This window comes from Saccharopolyspora pogona (genome assembly GCF_014697215.1).
Lineage (GTDB): Bacteria > Actinomycetota > Actinomycetes > Mycobacteriales > Pseudonocardiaceae > Saccharopolyspora > Saccharopolyspora hattusasensis.
Map to the genome: position 1 here is coordinate 3,405,571 of NZ_CP031142.1, position 13,465 is coordinate 3,419,035.

Here is a 13,465-nt window from a genome sequence, read left to right on the forward strand (position 1 = left end):
CGCGTGAAACGGCAGGTCAACAGGCCGGCCAATTCTCGCCGAGAGATTTCGTGGACGTCATCCACCGCACTGTCCAGGCTTCCCATAGACGGTCCACCATGGACAGCCGGGGCAGCCGCATGCACCGCGGCTCTGCCTGCGGGCGATACGAATTTCTTTACTCAGCGACGATTTTCGATGGATGCGAGGCCAACGGCGTGACCTTCACGGTGAGATACGGGAACAGTGGCAGCCCGGACAGCAGCTCGTGCAACTCGTCGACGGAGTCGACGTCGAAAACGGAGAAGTTGGCGTACTCGCCGGCAATGCGCCACAGGTGCGGCCATTTCCCCGCACGCTGGAGCTGCTGGCTGTAGGCCTTCTCGCGCGCGATCAGGTCCGCGCGCGTCGCGGCATCGATGTCGTGCGGGATGTGCACGTCCATCCGTACGTGGAACAGCATGGCAGTCAGGCGGGGACGGGATCGAGGACGAAATCGTAGCCGACGATCTCGCCGTCCCCGGCCGGCTCGGGGGCGAGCATGAGCTCCGGCTTGACCGCAGAGGCGATGTCGTCCTCGTTGTGCTCGTCGCCGGGGAAGTACAGCTGCGCCGTCAGCAGCTCGTGCCCGGGCGCGGACACCTTGACGTGCAGGTGCGCGGGGCGCCACGCGTGCCAGCCGGCGGCGGCGATGAGCTTGCCGCACGGCCCGTCGGTCGGGATCTGGTACGGCGCGGGGCGGATGGTGCGGATCTCGAACCGGCCATCGGCGCCCGCAGTGAACGTGCCGCGCAGGTTCCATTCCGGAATGCCAGGCGCGAACTGCGAGTAGAGCCCGTCGGCGTCTGCATGCCACAGTTCGACCTGCGCTCCCGCGAGCGCCCGGCCGTCCACCGAGGTGACCCGGCCGGTCCAGGTGAGCAGAGTGCCGGGTTCGTTCTCACGCATGGGCACTACGCCGCGGTCCCCCTGCTCGGGAGCGCCGGGCACGTAGTACGGACCCTCGATGGTGCCCTTGTTGCCCTGGCGGTGTTCGGTGGCGACCTGTTCGACGACATGCTCGACCCACACATCCAGGAACAGGGGCCATTCCCCGGCCTCGCCGACGCCGATCAGCCATGCCTTAAGCGCATTGAACTCGTCGTAGGTGACGTTGTGCCGCCGGATCGTGGCGTGCATGGCATCGAGCATCTCGCGGGCCAGCAGATCGACCCGCTCCTTGGGCGTGTTCGCTACCCCTGCGGGCTTGTCGGCCTTGAAGCGCTCGGTGGCGCTGGCGCCGGAGCCGGCAGCGGTCGGCACGTGATTGGTGGCTGTCATCGGGATCCTCCTTGATTCCGTGTTCAGCGGTCCTGACGGTAGTGCTCGAGCTTGTCCGGATCCACCTCGGCGCCCACGCCGGGGCCGGGGCGGATGGCCAGCTCCCCGCCGTGGATGGTCAGTGGTTCGGTGAGCAGGTCGTCGCTCATGTCGAGGAAGTTCGACAGCTCCCCCGCCCGGCGCGCGGTAAGCCGATAAGACGATCCAAATGCGACAGTGCACAGTGTCCCCAGCTGACCGTCGATCTGGTTGCCCATCACGATATCCAGGCCGAGTCCCTCGGCGAGATGGTGCATGCGCTGCGAACCGGTGAAGCCGGTGCGGGCGACCTTGATGCTGATCGCGGTCGCCGAGCCACCGAGGATCTCGCGCGTGACGTCGGCCGGGGTGACCACGGACTCGTCGGCGATGAACGCCACGTCCAGCTGCGACACCAGCCAGCGCCGGCCCAGTACGTCGTCGGCCGGGCACAGCTCCTCCGCGAACAGCAAGCCAAGGTCGGCCATCTGTTTCATCGCCGCGGCCGATTCGGTTGGGGTCCAGCCGCGGTTGCCGTCGATGTAGAGCTCCACCTCGGCGCCCAGTGCCTCCCGCAGGGCCCGGACGACGGCGACATCGAGCTCGACCGGATGGCGGCCGACCTTCACCTTGAACGTGGTGATGCCGTACTCGTCGCGTATCCGCTCCGCCTCGGCGACCATCGCCGCGGGCTCATCGAAGCCGAGCATGTGCGACACCCGCATGCGGTCGGTGTAACCGCCCAGCAATTCGGTCACTCGCATGTCCAGCGTGCGGCCCAGCGCGTCCCAGACCGCCATGTCCAGCGCGGCCTTCGCGGCCGGATTGCCGACGGTCCGGCCCAGCCTGGCCGCCACCACCTCCCGGTCGGTGAGGCTGAGCCCGAGCATCTGGGGCGCGAAGATCTGCTCGATCACCGCCATGATCCCGGCCTGCGTCTCGCCGTAGGTGTACGGCCGTGGCGGTGCCTCCGCCACACCCGTTACACCGTCATCGGTGTGCACCCGCACCAGTACGTGCTCAGCGGTGTGCACTTCGCCCGAGGCGAACCGCAGCGGCTTGCGGTACGGGATGGCGAACGGGATCGCCTCGACCCTGGTGATCTTCATGAGCCGGCCTCGAGAACGTCGCGCACGGCCTGGACGAGCGGCGATTCGTCACCCCGACGCCATGCGAGTGCCAGCTCGACCTGCCCGGCGCCGGGCAGGTCACGGAACACCACCCCGGCCAGCGGCAGCGCCTGCGCGGACGCCGGGAGCACCGCGACGCCCAGCCCGCCCGCGACGAGTGCCAGCAGCACCGCCGTCCCGGCTGCCTCCTGCGCGCGGCGGGGGGTGAACCCGGCCGCCTGGCAAGCACGCAGGACCGCGTCGTTGACCACCGAATCCCTGCTGGCGTAGCCTATGACGTCCTCGTCCCGCAGGTCCGCCATGGATACGGAAGTCGCCGTGGCGAGCCGGTGATTGGCGGGCACGGCGAGGATCAGCGGTTCCACCTCGATCGTGCTCAGCTCGATACCATCGCCGCGGGCAGGCGGCCGCAGCACACCGAGATCGAGGCGGCCATCGCGCAGCCTCTCGCACTGCTCCGGGGTGAGCAGATCCGCGTGGACCCCCAGGGCCACGCCCGGCAGTTCCCGCTGCACCGTGCGCGCGATGCCGGGCAGATGTGAGAACGCCGCCGTGCCGGTGAACCCGATCCGCACGAGCCCCAGCCGGCCATCGGCGATGCGCCGCACCCCGCGCACGCTTTCGTCGACCGAACCGAGGATCCGCCGCGTCTCCGCGAGCAGAAACTCCCCGGCCGGCGTCATCGACACCTGCCGCGTCGTGCGTGCGAACAGTGAGACACCCAACTCCGCCTCCAACTGGCGAATAGCTTGCGACAGTGCGGGCTGCGCCATGTGCAACCGCTCGGCCGCGCGGCCGAAGTGGCACGTCTCGGCCACGGCTGCGAAGTACCGCAGCTGTCGCAGCTCCATCGCCGCACCTCCGTCTGGTCGACTCACCGTACGTCGGGATATTGAGTCAGCACAAAGACAAGTTTCGCGCCGATTGGTACGGACAGTCAATGAATCACCCAGGGGCCGGGCTGCGATCATGAGCCCGGCGGCGTCACGAACACGACTCGTTGGTGGATCGGGTCGCGACGCGGGGTCGCCGGCTGCGTCGCGCCGGATTCTGTCATGGCGCGACAGCCAAGAATGTGCTCGCCGGAAGTGGACGGCGTCCAGGGCAGGCCGAATCTCTGCCATTCGTGCTCAGCGCGCGGTGTACTGGGCGGCGTACCGCGTCTCTCCACCGTCCGTGCTGTCTCGTCGGGCCTGGCCAACCTCACCACTGCGTTGCCTACGCGCGCCGAGGCCGGCTGCGCCAGCTCGCCACCCGGCTGGTCGACGAGTTCGGCACGATCGTGATCGAGGATCTCAACGTTGCCAGCATGACAAGGAACGCCGGACATGTCGGTCTCCGTACTACGAGTGCGCGGTGATCTCCTTGGTAGCCAGGTCAATCTGCCGCCCTCTCTCGCGGGCCTTCTCTCACCGCGAGCGCGTGAGGTCGCCTGCCTTGCAGTGGCCGGCCTGCGCGACGATCAAATCGCAGCCAAGGTCTTCTTTGAAGCCGGTACACGGTGAGCCAGAAGGTTTGCCGAGTGGACACGTCTGCGGCAGGTACCGCGAGTAGTCGGCGGCATACGGACCGAAGCCAAGGGACTAAGAGCCTAATACGCCGACCCATTCCACCGGCTAGAGGAGACCGTGCCCGAGGACGCGATGCGGTTGCATCGCGCGTTTCCCCATCCCAAGGCGGCGATTTCCTATACCTACGACCTCGGCGCGACCTGGCGTCACCAGATCGTCCTGGAGAAGGTCCTGGACGATCATCCGCTGGAGCCGCCGAGGTGCATCGCCGGTAAGCGAGACAACCCGGTCGAGTACGACTACCCGGAAGACCCCGTGCCCTTCGATGCCGACGCGATCAACAGGAAGCTACGAAACCTGGCCGCTGACGGCTGACCCGCGTTATTCGATGACGCGGGTCAGCCAGTCGGGTCCATTAGGGCCGTCGCCGAGCTGCTCATACGGTTCGTCTTGCGCGTAGGGCAGGCAGCGGTCGGCCAGCTCCGGCGGAGTCTCGTTTCGTGCGGCCAGCCACCGGATCCATTCCGGCAGCAGGGCAATCAGCCGCTCGGCGAATTTGTGTTCGTAGCAGTTGCGGATGTGCTGCGCGCACCACGCGACCCGGTGCGGGGAGCACACTGCGAATACCGCTTGGATGTTGTTGATACACCAGGAGTCGGCCAGTTCCGGGACCAGCTCCGCCACGTCCGCCGGCAGCTCCTGACCGGCCACGTTGCGGCGAGCGCTCAGCCACGCGGTGAACTCGGTTGTCGCTGTGGCCACATCCAGACCGGGGCTGGCCAGGGTTCCTTGCTGTCGCACGGCCATCTTGACAATCTCGGCCAGGCGCTTGCTGCGGTAGTACTCGGCGAACTGCTCCGTGCTTTCCCCACCCACGTAGAGGAAGCCCATTTCGAAGGGCAGCAGTTCCGCCAGTAGTGAGGGGGCGTCGACTGGAGCGAATTCCGTACCCGCCGCTGCGATCTCGCCAATGCCGTCTTGCCATGCGGCCAACGCCGCTTCCGGCGTAGGATAGAAGCCGCTGTGGACGGTAAAGGCCTGGAACCCGCAGGCGTCGATGTCCCAGAGGTACCAGCGCACCGGCAGGTCCGCCGCGGCGATCGGGGCGGCGACGCCGAACCGGCCGCCGTACGCGTCACGGGTCCACAACACCTCGCCGGCGACTTCCGGATCGGTCGGCTGCGACACCGGCTTGCCCATCGCGGCCTGCAATTGGGTCATCGCGCCGAAAGCGGCGTCGCTGCCCGGATATGGCATCACACCGGCCACAGCGGTGAATACGCGCCACGCGTCAGCATTCCCAGTGCTCTCTTCGACCGCGATCGCGGCTGTCTCCACCAAGGCCGGGGCCAGACGACTCGGCTGGACCCGCTGATCCGGGTGTCCCTGCCGCGCCTCGTACAGCAGAGGACCCAGCCGTCGGCACAGTTCGTCTTCCACGACGGTGTCCGGCCGATCCGCCACCAGCGTCACAAGCTCCGCGACGAGCCCCGTCGCCATCTCGTGGGCCCGCGACTCGCGCCCTTCGTCGAGATGTCTCCGGAAGGCCACCAGGCCCTCAACAGCCTCCGCGTATCCACGGAAATCCCCACCAGACGAGACACTTTTATTCTGCCCGGCCCGCCCCTGGGCACGACCAGGCTTCCCGGGCTTCTTTTTCCGTTTCCGCGACACTGGCACCTACCCAGCATAGACGGCGCTGCTCCCGGATCTGAGCTAGCCACTACAGTCCTACCGCATTCGGAATACGGCGAACGCGGGTGAGGAAACATGGCGGAGACGGCGCGGGAACAACTGGCGCGACTACTCGACGGCTCCGAGCCGACCGGGTCGTTCAGTGCTCAGCTGCTGGCGCCGGCGAATTCGCTGCAGCTCGAGGTGTCCGGTGTCGGACCGGTGAGCCTTCCGGTCCGCGCACCCCAGGCGAAGAAGCTGATCGCCGCGGCGCGACCGGCGAAGTTCGGGCGCGGGGAAGAGACCCTGACCGACACCGACGTCCGCGACACGTGGGAACTCACACCGGATCAGCTCACTCTGGGCGGATCCGGCTGGACGGAGCTGCTGGACAGCGCGCTGGAACACTTCCGCGACGAGCTCGGGCTCCCACGGACGGCTCGGCTGAGGGCCGAACCTCACTCGATGCTGGTATACGGCAAGGGGCAGTTCTTTCTCCCGCACCAGGATTCGGAGAAGGACGACTCGATGGTGGGCACGTTGGTGATGTCGCTGCCCTCCACCCACACCGGCGGGGAGCTGATCATCGAGCACGCCGGGGAAAGCATCGCCTACCGGGCGTCGAAGACGGACCTGACCTTCGTCGCGTTCTACTCCGACTGCCGGCACGAGGTCACACCGGTCAGGTCCGGGTACCGGGTATCGCTCACGTTCAACCTGCTCGCCGACGCCGAGACACCAGCACTGGAGGGTGGCCTGGTCCCCGAGCTGGCGCACTGGCTGACCAAGCACTTCACCACGCGCGCCACCTCGCGATACGGAAACCGCGATCTCGGTCTGCCGAACCGGCTGGTCTTTCTGCTCGACCACGAATACACCCAGCGGGGCCTGGACTGGCGCCGGCTCAAGGGCGTCGACGCGGAGCGGGCCACGCAACTGCGCGCCGCGGCGGAGCAGGCCGGGGGCGAGACGGTGCTGGCGCTGGCCGAGGTGAAGGAGACCTGGGACGCCGAGCCGGTAGGCGGCTCTCGCTGGCACTATTACGACGATTACGACGACGAGGCGGACTCCGGCGACTACGAGCTCAACAGCCTGATCGACGACGAGATCGTCCTCGGCTGGTGGACCGGCCCGGACGGCACCGGCGGCGGATCCATCTCGCTGCGCGTCCCCGACCACGAGGTGTGTGCCAGCACCCCGAACGCGAACCTGACGCCCTTCCAGGCCGAATACGAGGGCTACATGGGCAATTACGGCAACACGGTGGATCGGTGGTACCGGCGGGCCGCGATTGTCGTGTGGCCGAAGGAAAGGGCGTTCGCGGCGCGCGCCGAGGCCGGATCGCCGTGGGCACTTCACGAGCTCCGCGACCGCATCGGAGCTGGAGACCTGGAGCAGGCACGTGCCGCGGCGGAGTCACTCGCTCCGTTCTGGAAGACCGTCGGAGGGCAGCCAGGACTACTCGGCGCCGCGCTGGACGTAGCGGCGGGCCTGGGTGCCGCCGAGACGGCGGCGATGCTGTTGGAGCCGTTCCGCATCGAGATCGTCAAGCAGGAACACGCGGACAGGTTGGCCACGGCGGCCGGACGATACGGCGAAGACTGGACGCGCAGCGTCATCGACGAATGGTTCAGGCTAGGGAACCACTTTCCGGCAGAACTCTCCAACTGGGTCGACAACGCACTGCCGGGGCTGCGCGAAGCGCTGCGCACCGCAGGGGCGCCCGAGGTGGCGCGGCTGCTGTCCGCCGTAGCGTGGCGCTGGATGAACGACCAGTTCCAGCTCTGGATGAATACCGGGCAGAGCAAGACCCGCCAGGAACAGCTGGAGAGGCTTGGCTCACCGCTGGTGCGGCTATTGGAAGCCGCCGACCATGACCTACGCGAGGAGGTCTCGGGAGCACTGCGCGAGTTCGGAGACAACATCCTGGAGTGCCTGATGCCGGCGCTGCGCCTGGCGGGCCCCGAACAAGCGGCATGGCTCAACCCGATCGCGCGGGACTGCGCGCAGCGGCTCGCCGCGATCATCGCGCGGCCGCAGCGCGAGGAAGACGACTGGTCGATCGAATGGACCGGCTGCCGATGCGACCTCTGTGACACGCTGGCGGAATTCCTGAGCTCCCGTACCCGGCGAACCTTCGAATGGCCGCTGGCAAAAGACCGACGCCAGCACGTGCACACCCAGATCGGCATGAAAGAACTGCCGGTACAGCACGCCACCCGCAGGCAAGGACGTCCATACACCCTGGTGCTGACGAAAACCTCCGAGCTGTTCACCCGAGCCACGAACACCCGGGAGAAGGCCAAGACAGACCTGGCATGGCTAACGTCGACCTGGGACAACGCATAGCGGCGGCAGACACCGGCCCCGTCGAGCATGCGCGGACGATGCGAGATCCACAACCGAATCCAGCGCGGTGCCCAGCAGCCGCCGCAGGTGGGGCAGGAACTGTTCGGCGAGGCGCCCCCGACAAAAAGATCATCCCCGCCATGATCTTGTTGTGTGTGCAACTGCGATACCGGCGGGGATGATCGCCGCCCATGTTATCCGTCCAGTCTGACCGATGCAGTGTGGGCGGTCCTGGAACCGCTGATGCCGGTACGGGACCGCCGAAAGGGCGGTATGGCAGGGAAATACGACGACCGCTTGGTACTGGACGGGATCTTCTTCGTGCTGCGTTCGGGTTGTCAGTCGTTTCCCCGGTCAGCCGCACCCGCACAGCGCCCCCGCCGCACAGATCTACCGGCTCGCTGGCGTTCGCTTTCGCGTCCTGTCAGAACTGGGCCAGCGGCTACTACCCGTCGTACCGCCACATGGCGCAGGAGGACCTGGATCTGGTGCTGCACCTGGGCGACTACGTCTACGAGGGCGGCCCGATGATCCAGTACAACCCGCACATCAAGTTCTTCGACGGTGACCGCCGCGGCTACGTGCGCTGCCACGTCGACCGCGACCAGTTCACCGCAGACCTGCGGATGGTCAGCACGGTCAGCACCCCCGAGGCGCCCGAGTCCACATTCGCGTCGTTCGTGGTCGAAAACGGCAAGCCCGGAGCCCAATATGACTGATCGCCACAAACCTCGAGCACGAAGAAGCCCTTCGGGACGAACGGCGTCCGGAAGGGCTTCCGCGCGGTCGAACGCGTCCTCGGGTGGCTGTGTCAGTGCTGATTTCCAGCGTCGATCGCTATCCCGATCGGGGAGTGTTTCGCCAACTCCCCGCCTCAATAGTGGCTGTGATCACATCGATGAGTTCGTCGACATGTTCTGTGCGGATACGTTGGTTGAGCAGGCAGATGCGCAGCCAGTAGCCTTCGGCATCGATGCTTGAAAGGAAGACCTGCCCAGTGGCGTTGAGCGCCGCCAGGAAAGACTGGTTGAGCCGTTCGTTGGCATTGCGCAACCGGAAGGTGACGACGGAGAGCGTCGGCGGAGGCCCGGTCTCCAGTCTTGGATCGGTCGACAGTCGCGCGTGGGCGTAGACGGCGAGGTCCAGCATGCGGTCGAGGGTGTCGCGGAAGGCATCGGTGCCATACAGATGGAGCGGGAACCACAGCCGCGGCGCCCTGAACTCCCGGCTGAGTTCCATGCCCAGATCAGCGAGCGTGGGAAAGGTGGTCGCCGGGCTGGGGTCGGTAAGGTAGGGAGCCGGCTCGGCGAACACAGATCGGAGGTTCTGGGCGTCCCGTACCAGTAGGATCCCCGTGCCAGTGGGCAGGAACAGGCTCTTGTGCGGATCCATAGTGATCGAGTCCGCTGTTTCAATGCCCGCCAAGCGCTCCCGTCCTCGGGTCGTGAGCTGAAATCCTCCTCCGTAGGCGGCATCCACGTGGCACCACAGTTCCTCCTGGCGTGCCAGTGCGCCCAGGTCTTGTAGCGCGTCAACGGCTCCGGTGCCCGTCGTTCCCGCTGTGGCGATCAGCAGGAAGGGGAGCAATCCATCGGCCCGATCAGCGGCGATCATTCGGGCTGCCGCCCCCGGATCCATTCCGGTATGCGGGCTGGCGGGCACGGTACGGACCCGGGTGGCCGGAATTCCGGCGATACGCAACGCCTTGGCCGCGCTGTGGTGGGTGTGGGCACCGACATAAGCGGTCGCCCCGGACAAGTCGTCGCCGACCCGGTCCTGGCGCGCCGCCACCACAGCGGACAAAAGCGCCAGGGAAGAGCCGGTGGTCATGATCCCGGTCGCGGTGGGAGGCAGCGTGAAGAGATCGCACGCCCACCGCATGAGCGCCTGTTCCATGGAAACGAGTAAGGGTGCGTGGTACGGGATCGCGGTGTACGGGTTGAAGGCGGTGGCGAGAAGCTGGGCCACCGCACCGGCGGGCAATCCGCCGCTGGGCACGTGGGCGACGAATTGCGGCGACATGCTGTGCTGGGACGATGTGGCGGCCTTGGCGAGCAGGGCCAGCAGGGCTTTGGGGTCCTCCGGTTCGGTGCCGGGCGGTCGGCTCACGTCTCGGAGAAGGTTGCCATCCACAGGATATGGAGGGGCGAGCGAGGTCATGGGAAGGATGCCGTAGAACTCTTGGAGTTCGAGGTTCGCGTAGCCGACCATTTCCTCGAAATCCGGCCATCCGGAATCCAGCGGGTCGAGATTCGAGGCATCTTCGGCACGCGGCGGCGGCACGGTGATCCGTGCCTTCAGGTCGGCGTACTGTTCGTTCGCGCTCATCTGTTACCCCAGGCGGAATTGTGGATGCGTCGGATGAGTCGCCATCGGGGCGTCATGCCCGGAATCTTGCGAAGTGACGCGCAGCGGACCTTTCTGACACTCCAGGGTGGCTGGCTCAGCCAGTCGGCGAAGTTGTTCATTGATCGGCTCGTCGAACGGTTGCGGTGCCACTTCAGGCCGGTCCCGTCTCGCGCTGCCCGGTGAGGCTGGAATGGATTGCGTTCACCGTGCGGAACGAGGACAGGGAAGACTGCTCCGGGCTGAGGGCGCGGCCGATCCGCCGCTCGAGCTGGATGATCAGCCAGACCAAGGCCAGCGAGTCGAGGGCTAGTTCGGTGTCGTCGAGGCGCGAGTCGTCGACCGACGCCAGCTCACCGCCCAGGCAAGTGATGTCCCAGAGGATCGTTCGGATGTCGCGTTTGGCAACTGGTTGTGTCGTCATGTGTCCGCCGGAAGTGTGCCCCGGGCAGCCTTGCCCTGCGTCGTACGGGGAATGTCGGCGCCGATGTGCCAGCGCCGGGGAACCTTGTAGGCGCTGAGCCGCTCACGGCACCACTCGGTCAACTCCTCGCTGGTGACGGATTCGGCGGTGGCGATGTATGCCTCCAGCATCGGCGGAGCGCCGTCTTGCCCCGCCTCGGTCGCACGGCAGAACGCGAGGGCGTCGTTCACCCGGTGGTGGTCGCGCAAGATGCTCTCGATCTCGGTGAGGTCGACTTTGAGCCCGCCGATGTTGAGCACCGAGTCAGCCCGGCCCAGCAGCCTTAGCACACCGGACTCCTGATCGATCTCGGCGTGGTCGTACGTCCGCAGCCAGCCGTCGACGTACCGGTCCGGGTGGTCGGCATGGAGGTAGGGAGGATGGTCGGGCTTGACGAACAGCTCCCCGTCTGTGATCCGCGTCTGGACTCCCGGCAGAAGGCGTCCCACAGCGGGGAAGGAGAACTCGCCACCGAGGTCTGTGGCTATGGCGCTGGTTGGCCACGAACAGCGCGCCGACGTCGACCGGGCGCAGGGTCAGCGCTCGCACCGAAACGACCGGCTGCCCGGTCTGGTCCGCGACTTCGAGGGAAACGGTGGCCGGCCCCGACAGACTCAGCCGTACCCGCAGCGACGTAGCGCCGGTAGCGTGCAGCGAAACACCGTTCCAGGAGAACGGCAACTGGCCTCCCTCGGGTGATGCCGCACCCGAGGGAGAAAGCACGTCGGGGCGCGGACCGCCGACACCCGCGAACGCGGCGGAGTGCACGGCCGCGTCCAGCAGCGCCGGGTGCAGGCCGAACCCGCTCGTGCCGACCACACCAGGATCGACTTCGGCGAAGATCTCTTCGCCGCGCCGCCACACCGACTTCAGTCCCTGGAAAAGCGGACCGTAGTCGAAACCGGGAGCCTGTTGCGTTTTTCGGCGAAACGGCTGAGCCGAAGTACCAAATCAGTCTCGATCGCCGCCGTTTGTCCGCCAGTGGCCATCTCAGCCGTGCTCGATCGATCACGGTCCGTGGTGGGCGTAATTTTGCAACAGGCTCCCGGCATCAGCAAGCTGCTGGTAGAACCCGTCGAGCCCGATCGGCTCCGCGTCCACGGGCGGCCACGGAACCGCTTCCGCTGCAGGCTGGGTCTCGGCGGAAACGACACCCCTGGCGTGGCGGGTCCACTGGACGTCCTCACCACGGGAGTGGACGCTCACCGTGCGGGCGCCCGCCTCGTCGGAGCCGCCGAGCACCACCTGGATCTGGACGCTGCCGTCGTGCGGCAGGACCAGGGGTACTTCCAGGACCAGCTCGTCGACGTGCCCGCAGCCGACCTCGTCACCAGCGTGAACCGCGAGCTCCAACGGCTCCGGCGTCCACTACTGCCTCGGTGCGGCGCTGGCGAAGATGGAAGCCCGCGTGTTCTTGGCCGAGCTGCTACCCCGGCTGGACAGCGTCCAGCTCGCCGGCAAGGCCGAACTGTCCGCCAGCAACTTCATCGGTGGCCTCAAACACCTGCCCATCCGCTACAAGCTACGACCCATCGTGTAGCGAACCGCTCTCAACCCGATTCGTTCGGTCCTCGCTTGTTATTGATCGGGAACTCAAAGGTCTGATCTTCGTTGATCTGGCATGATCGCTGGTGTGCGGGATGCGCGGAGGTTATCGCCTGAGACGCAGGAGGATCTGCGGCGCAGGGTGGTCGCGGCGGTCCATGGTGGGATGACCCAGGCCGAGGCGGCGCAGGTGTTCGCGGTGTCGGCGCAGTCGGTGTCCAGATGGGTGCAGGCGTGGCGAAAACGCGGTTCGAAGGGTCTTGCCGCGCGTCGCCGGGGTCGCAAGGCCGGGGAGCAGAAAGCGTTGAGTGCCCGCCGGCAGCGCAGGCCGCGGTATGCGGTGGCCGAGCACACCCCGGCCACGTTCGGGCTGACCGGCCTGGTGTGGACCCGTAAGGCCGTGGCCGAGCTGATCCGGGTGCGGCACGGCATCGTGTTGAGCCTGACCACGGTCGGCAAATACCTGCGGTCCTGGGGGCTGTCACCGCAGAAACCGATCCGCAAAGCCTACGAGCAGAATCCCGAAGCGGTGCGGGTGTGGCTGGAAGAGGACTACCCGGCCATCGCCGCCCGCGCCCGCCGCGAAGGCGCGACGGTGCTATGGCTGGACCAGACCGGGATCCGCTCGGACGCCGCCGTGGGCCGCACCTGGGCCCCGACAGGCACGACGCCGGTGGTGGGCAAGACAGGCAAGCGGTTCAGCGTGAACGCCATGTGCGCGATCGGCAACAAAAGCGAGCTGTACTTCACCGTCTACATCGGGTCGTTCAACGCCGGGGTCTTCCTCCCCTTCCTCAAACGCCTGGCCGGCCATCACGGCCGTAAGGTCCACCTGATCGTCGACGGACACCCCGTCCACCGCCGCAAGACCGTCCAGAAGTGGCTCACCGAACACCGCTCGGACATCGAGATGCACTTCCTTCCCGGCTACAGCCCCGAGCTCAACCCCGATGAGATCCGGGGTGCCGACCTCAAACGCGCCGTGTCCACCGGCACAGCACCGAAAACCCGCGACGAGCTGGAAACAGGGGTCCGCTCCTTCCTCCACCGACTCCAGAAGCTGCCCGACCGAGTTCGCTCCTACTTCGGCAAACCCGAAGTCCGCTACGCCGCCTGACATCACATATTTG

At 66.8% G+C, this 13,465-nt stretch carries 14 protein-coding genes and 1 pseudogene; 5 read left to right on the forward strand and 10 right to left on the reverse strand.

Translation table 11 applies throughout. From position 1 onward, the window contains the following. Positions 1-157: 157 nt before the first annotated feature. The 4 genes from catC to DL519_RS15620 are packed head-to-tail and all read right to left on the reverse strand — an operon-like array spanning position 158 to position 3,298. Positions 158-442, reverse strand: coding sequence for a muconolactone Delta-isomerase (gene catC / locus DL519_RS15605; RefSeq protein ID WP_190815844.1), 285 nt, complete (start codon positions 440-442; stop codon positions 158-160). Positions 443-447: 5 nt separating this feature from the next. After that, positions 448-1,299 (reverse strand): catechol 1,2-dioxygenase, encoded by an 852-nt coding sequence (catA, locus tag DL519_RS15610; RefSeq protein ID WP_190815846.1) that lies wholly within the window; start codon positions 1,297-1,299, stop codon positions 448-450. Between the two features lie 23 nt (positions 1,300-1,322). After that, a complete protein-coding gene (locus tag DL519_RS15615) occupies positions 1,323-2,426 on the reverse strand; it encodes a mandelate racemase/muconate lactonizing enzyme family protein (protein ID WP_190815848.1) in 1,104 nt (367 codons plus the stop codon). After that, positions 2,423-3,298 carry a LysR substrate-binding domain-containing protein gene (locus DL519_RS15620; protein WP_168587922.1) on the reverse strand — a complete coding sequence of 292 codons (876 nt, stop codon included), beginning with the start codon at positions 3,296-3,298 and terminating at the stop codon, positions 2,423-2,425. The genes DL519_RS15615 and DL519_RS15620 overlap by 4 nt, the downstream gene beginning before the upstream one ends. A gap of 777 nt (positions 3,299-4,075) precedes the next feature. Here DL519_RS15620 and DL519_RS15625 point away from each other — a divergent pair. After that, positions 4,076-4,333 (forward strand): IS1096 element passenger TnpR family protein, encoded by a 258-nt coding sequence (locus DL519_RS15625; protein ID WP_190815849.1) that lies wholly within the window; start codon positions 4,076-4,078, stop codon positions 4,331-4,333. Positions 4,334-4,339: 6 nt separating this feature from the next. On the opposite strand, the gene DL519_RS15630 is transcribed toward DL519_RS15625, so the two are convergent. Next, positions 4,340-5,509 carry a hypothetical protein gene (locus DL519_RS15630; RefSeq protein WP_190815851.1) on the reverse strand — a complete coding sequence of 390 codons (1,170 nt, stop codon included), beginning with the start codon at positions 5,507-5,509 and terminating at the stop codon, positions 4,340-4,342. A gap of 219 nt (positions 5,510-5,728) precedes the next feature. On the opposite strand from DL519_RS15630, the gene DL519_RS15635 reads away from it, so the two are divergent. Then, positions 5,729-7,981: a 2OG-Fe(II) oxygenase gene (locus tag DL519_RS15635; protein WP_190815853.1), complete on the forward strand. Its 2,253-nt coding sequence runs from the start codon at positions 5,729-5,731 to the stop codon at positions 7,979-7,981. Positions 7,982-8,316: 335 nt separating this feature from the next. Further along, positions 8,317-8,700: an alkaline phosphatase D family protein gene (locus DL519_RS49990; RefSeq protein ID WP_190824620.1), complete on the forward strand. Its 384-nt coding sequence runs from the start codon at positions 8,317-8,319 to the stop codon at positions 8,698-8,700. Between the two features lie 118 nt (positions 8,701-8,818). On the opposite strand, the gene DL519_RS15650 is transcribed toward DL519_RS49990, so the two are convergent. From DL519_RS15650 to DL519_RS15665, 5 genes and pseudogenes are all read right to left on the reverse strand, one after another. After that, the gene (locus DL519_RS15650; RefSeq protein ID WP_223839055.1) at positions 8,819-10,309 is read right to left on the reverse strand and encodes a pyridoxal phosphate-dependent decarboxylase family protein; all 1,491 of its coding nucleotides are present in this window, start codon (positions 10,307-10,309) and stop codon (positions 8,819-8,821) included. A 172-nt stretch (positions 10,310-10,481) separates the two neighbouring features. Continuing rightward, positions 10,482-10,751 (reverse strand): acyl carrier protein, encoded by a 270-nt coding sequence (locus DL519_RS15655; RefSeq protein ID WP_190815854.1) that lies wholly within the window; start codon positions 10,749-10,751, stop codon positions 10,482-10,484. Beyond that, complete coding sequence (locus DL519_RS46485) at positions 10,748-11,239, reverse strand: AMP-binding enzyme (protein WP_223839057.1); 492 nt, start codon at positions 11,237-11,239, stop codon at positions 10,748-10,750. Before DL519_RS46485 ends, DL519_RS15655 begins: the two co-directional genes overlap by 4 nt. 121 nt (positions 11,240-11,360) lie before the next feature. Further along, a pseudogene (locus DL519_RS46490) lies at positions 11,361-11,654 on the reverse strand (hypothetical protein); the annotation flags it as partial. A gap of 144 nt (positions 11,655-11,798) precedes the next feature. Continuing rightward, the gene (locus DL519_RS15665; RefSeq protein WP_190815856.1) at positions 11,799-12,143 is read right to left on the reverse strand and encodes a polyketide synthase dehydratase domain-containing protein; all 345 of its coding nucleotides are present in this window, start codon (positions 12,141-12,143) and stop codon (positions 11,799-11,801) included. Positions 12,144-12,198: 55 nt separating this feature from the next. Between DL519_RS15665 and DL519_RS48675 the strand changes: the two genes are divergently transcribed. Both DL519_RS48675 and DL519_RS15670 read left to right on the forward strand, forming a co-directional pair. Further along, positions 12,199-12,330, forward strand: a complete 132-nt coding sequence (locus tag DL519_RS48675; protein WP_263399649.1) for a hypothetical protein — start codon at positions 12,199-12,201, stop codon at positions 12,328-12,330. A gap of 81 nt (positions 12,331-12,411) precedes the next feature. Beyond that, positions 12,412-13,452, forward strand: a complete 1,041-nt coding sequence (locus DL519_RS15670) for an IS630 family transposase (RefSeq protein ID WP_190815858.1) — start codon at positions 12,412-12,414, stop codon at positions 13,450-13,452. The last annotated feature ends 13 nt before the right edge of the window (positions 13,453-13,465 follow it).

What these genes read in the sequence shown, in the direction of transcription:
- DL519_RS15615 (WP_190815848.1), bottom strand. Translation starts at nt 2,426, where the DNA reads ATGAAGATCACCAGGGTCGAGGCGATCCCGTTCGCCATCCCGTACCGC.
- catC (WP_190815844.1), bottom strand. Translation starts at nt 442, where the DNA reads ATGCTGTTCCACGTACGGATGGACGTGCACATCCCGCACGACATCGAT.
- DL519_RS15650 (WP_223839055.1), bottom strand. Translation starts at nt 10,309, where the DNA reads ATGAGCGCGAACGAACAGTACGCCGACCTGAAGGCACGGATCACCGTG.
- DL519_RS15635 (WP_190815853.1), top strand. Translation starts at nt 5,729, where the DNA reads ATGGCGGAGACGGCGCGGGAACAACTGGCGCGACTACTCGACGGCTCC.
- DL519_RS15620 (WP_168587922.1), bottom strand. Translation starts at nt 3,298, where the DNA reads ATGGAGCTGCGACAGCTGCGGTACTTCGCAGCCGTGGCCGAGACGTGC.
- DL519_RS15670 (WP_190815858.1), top strand. Translation starts at nt 12,412, where the DNA reads ATGATCGCTGGTGTGCGGGATGCGCGGAGGTTATCGCCTGAGACGCAG.
- DL519_RS15655 (WP_190815854.1), bottom strand. Translation starts at nt 10,751, where the DNA reads ATGACGACACAACCAGTTGCCAAACGCGACATCCGAACGATCCTCTGG.
- catA (WP_190815846.1), bottom strand. Translation starts at nt 1,299, where the DNA reads ATGACAGCCACCAATCACGTGCCGACCGCTGCCGGCTCCGGCGCCAGC.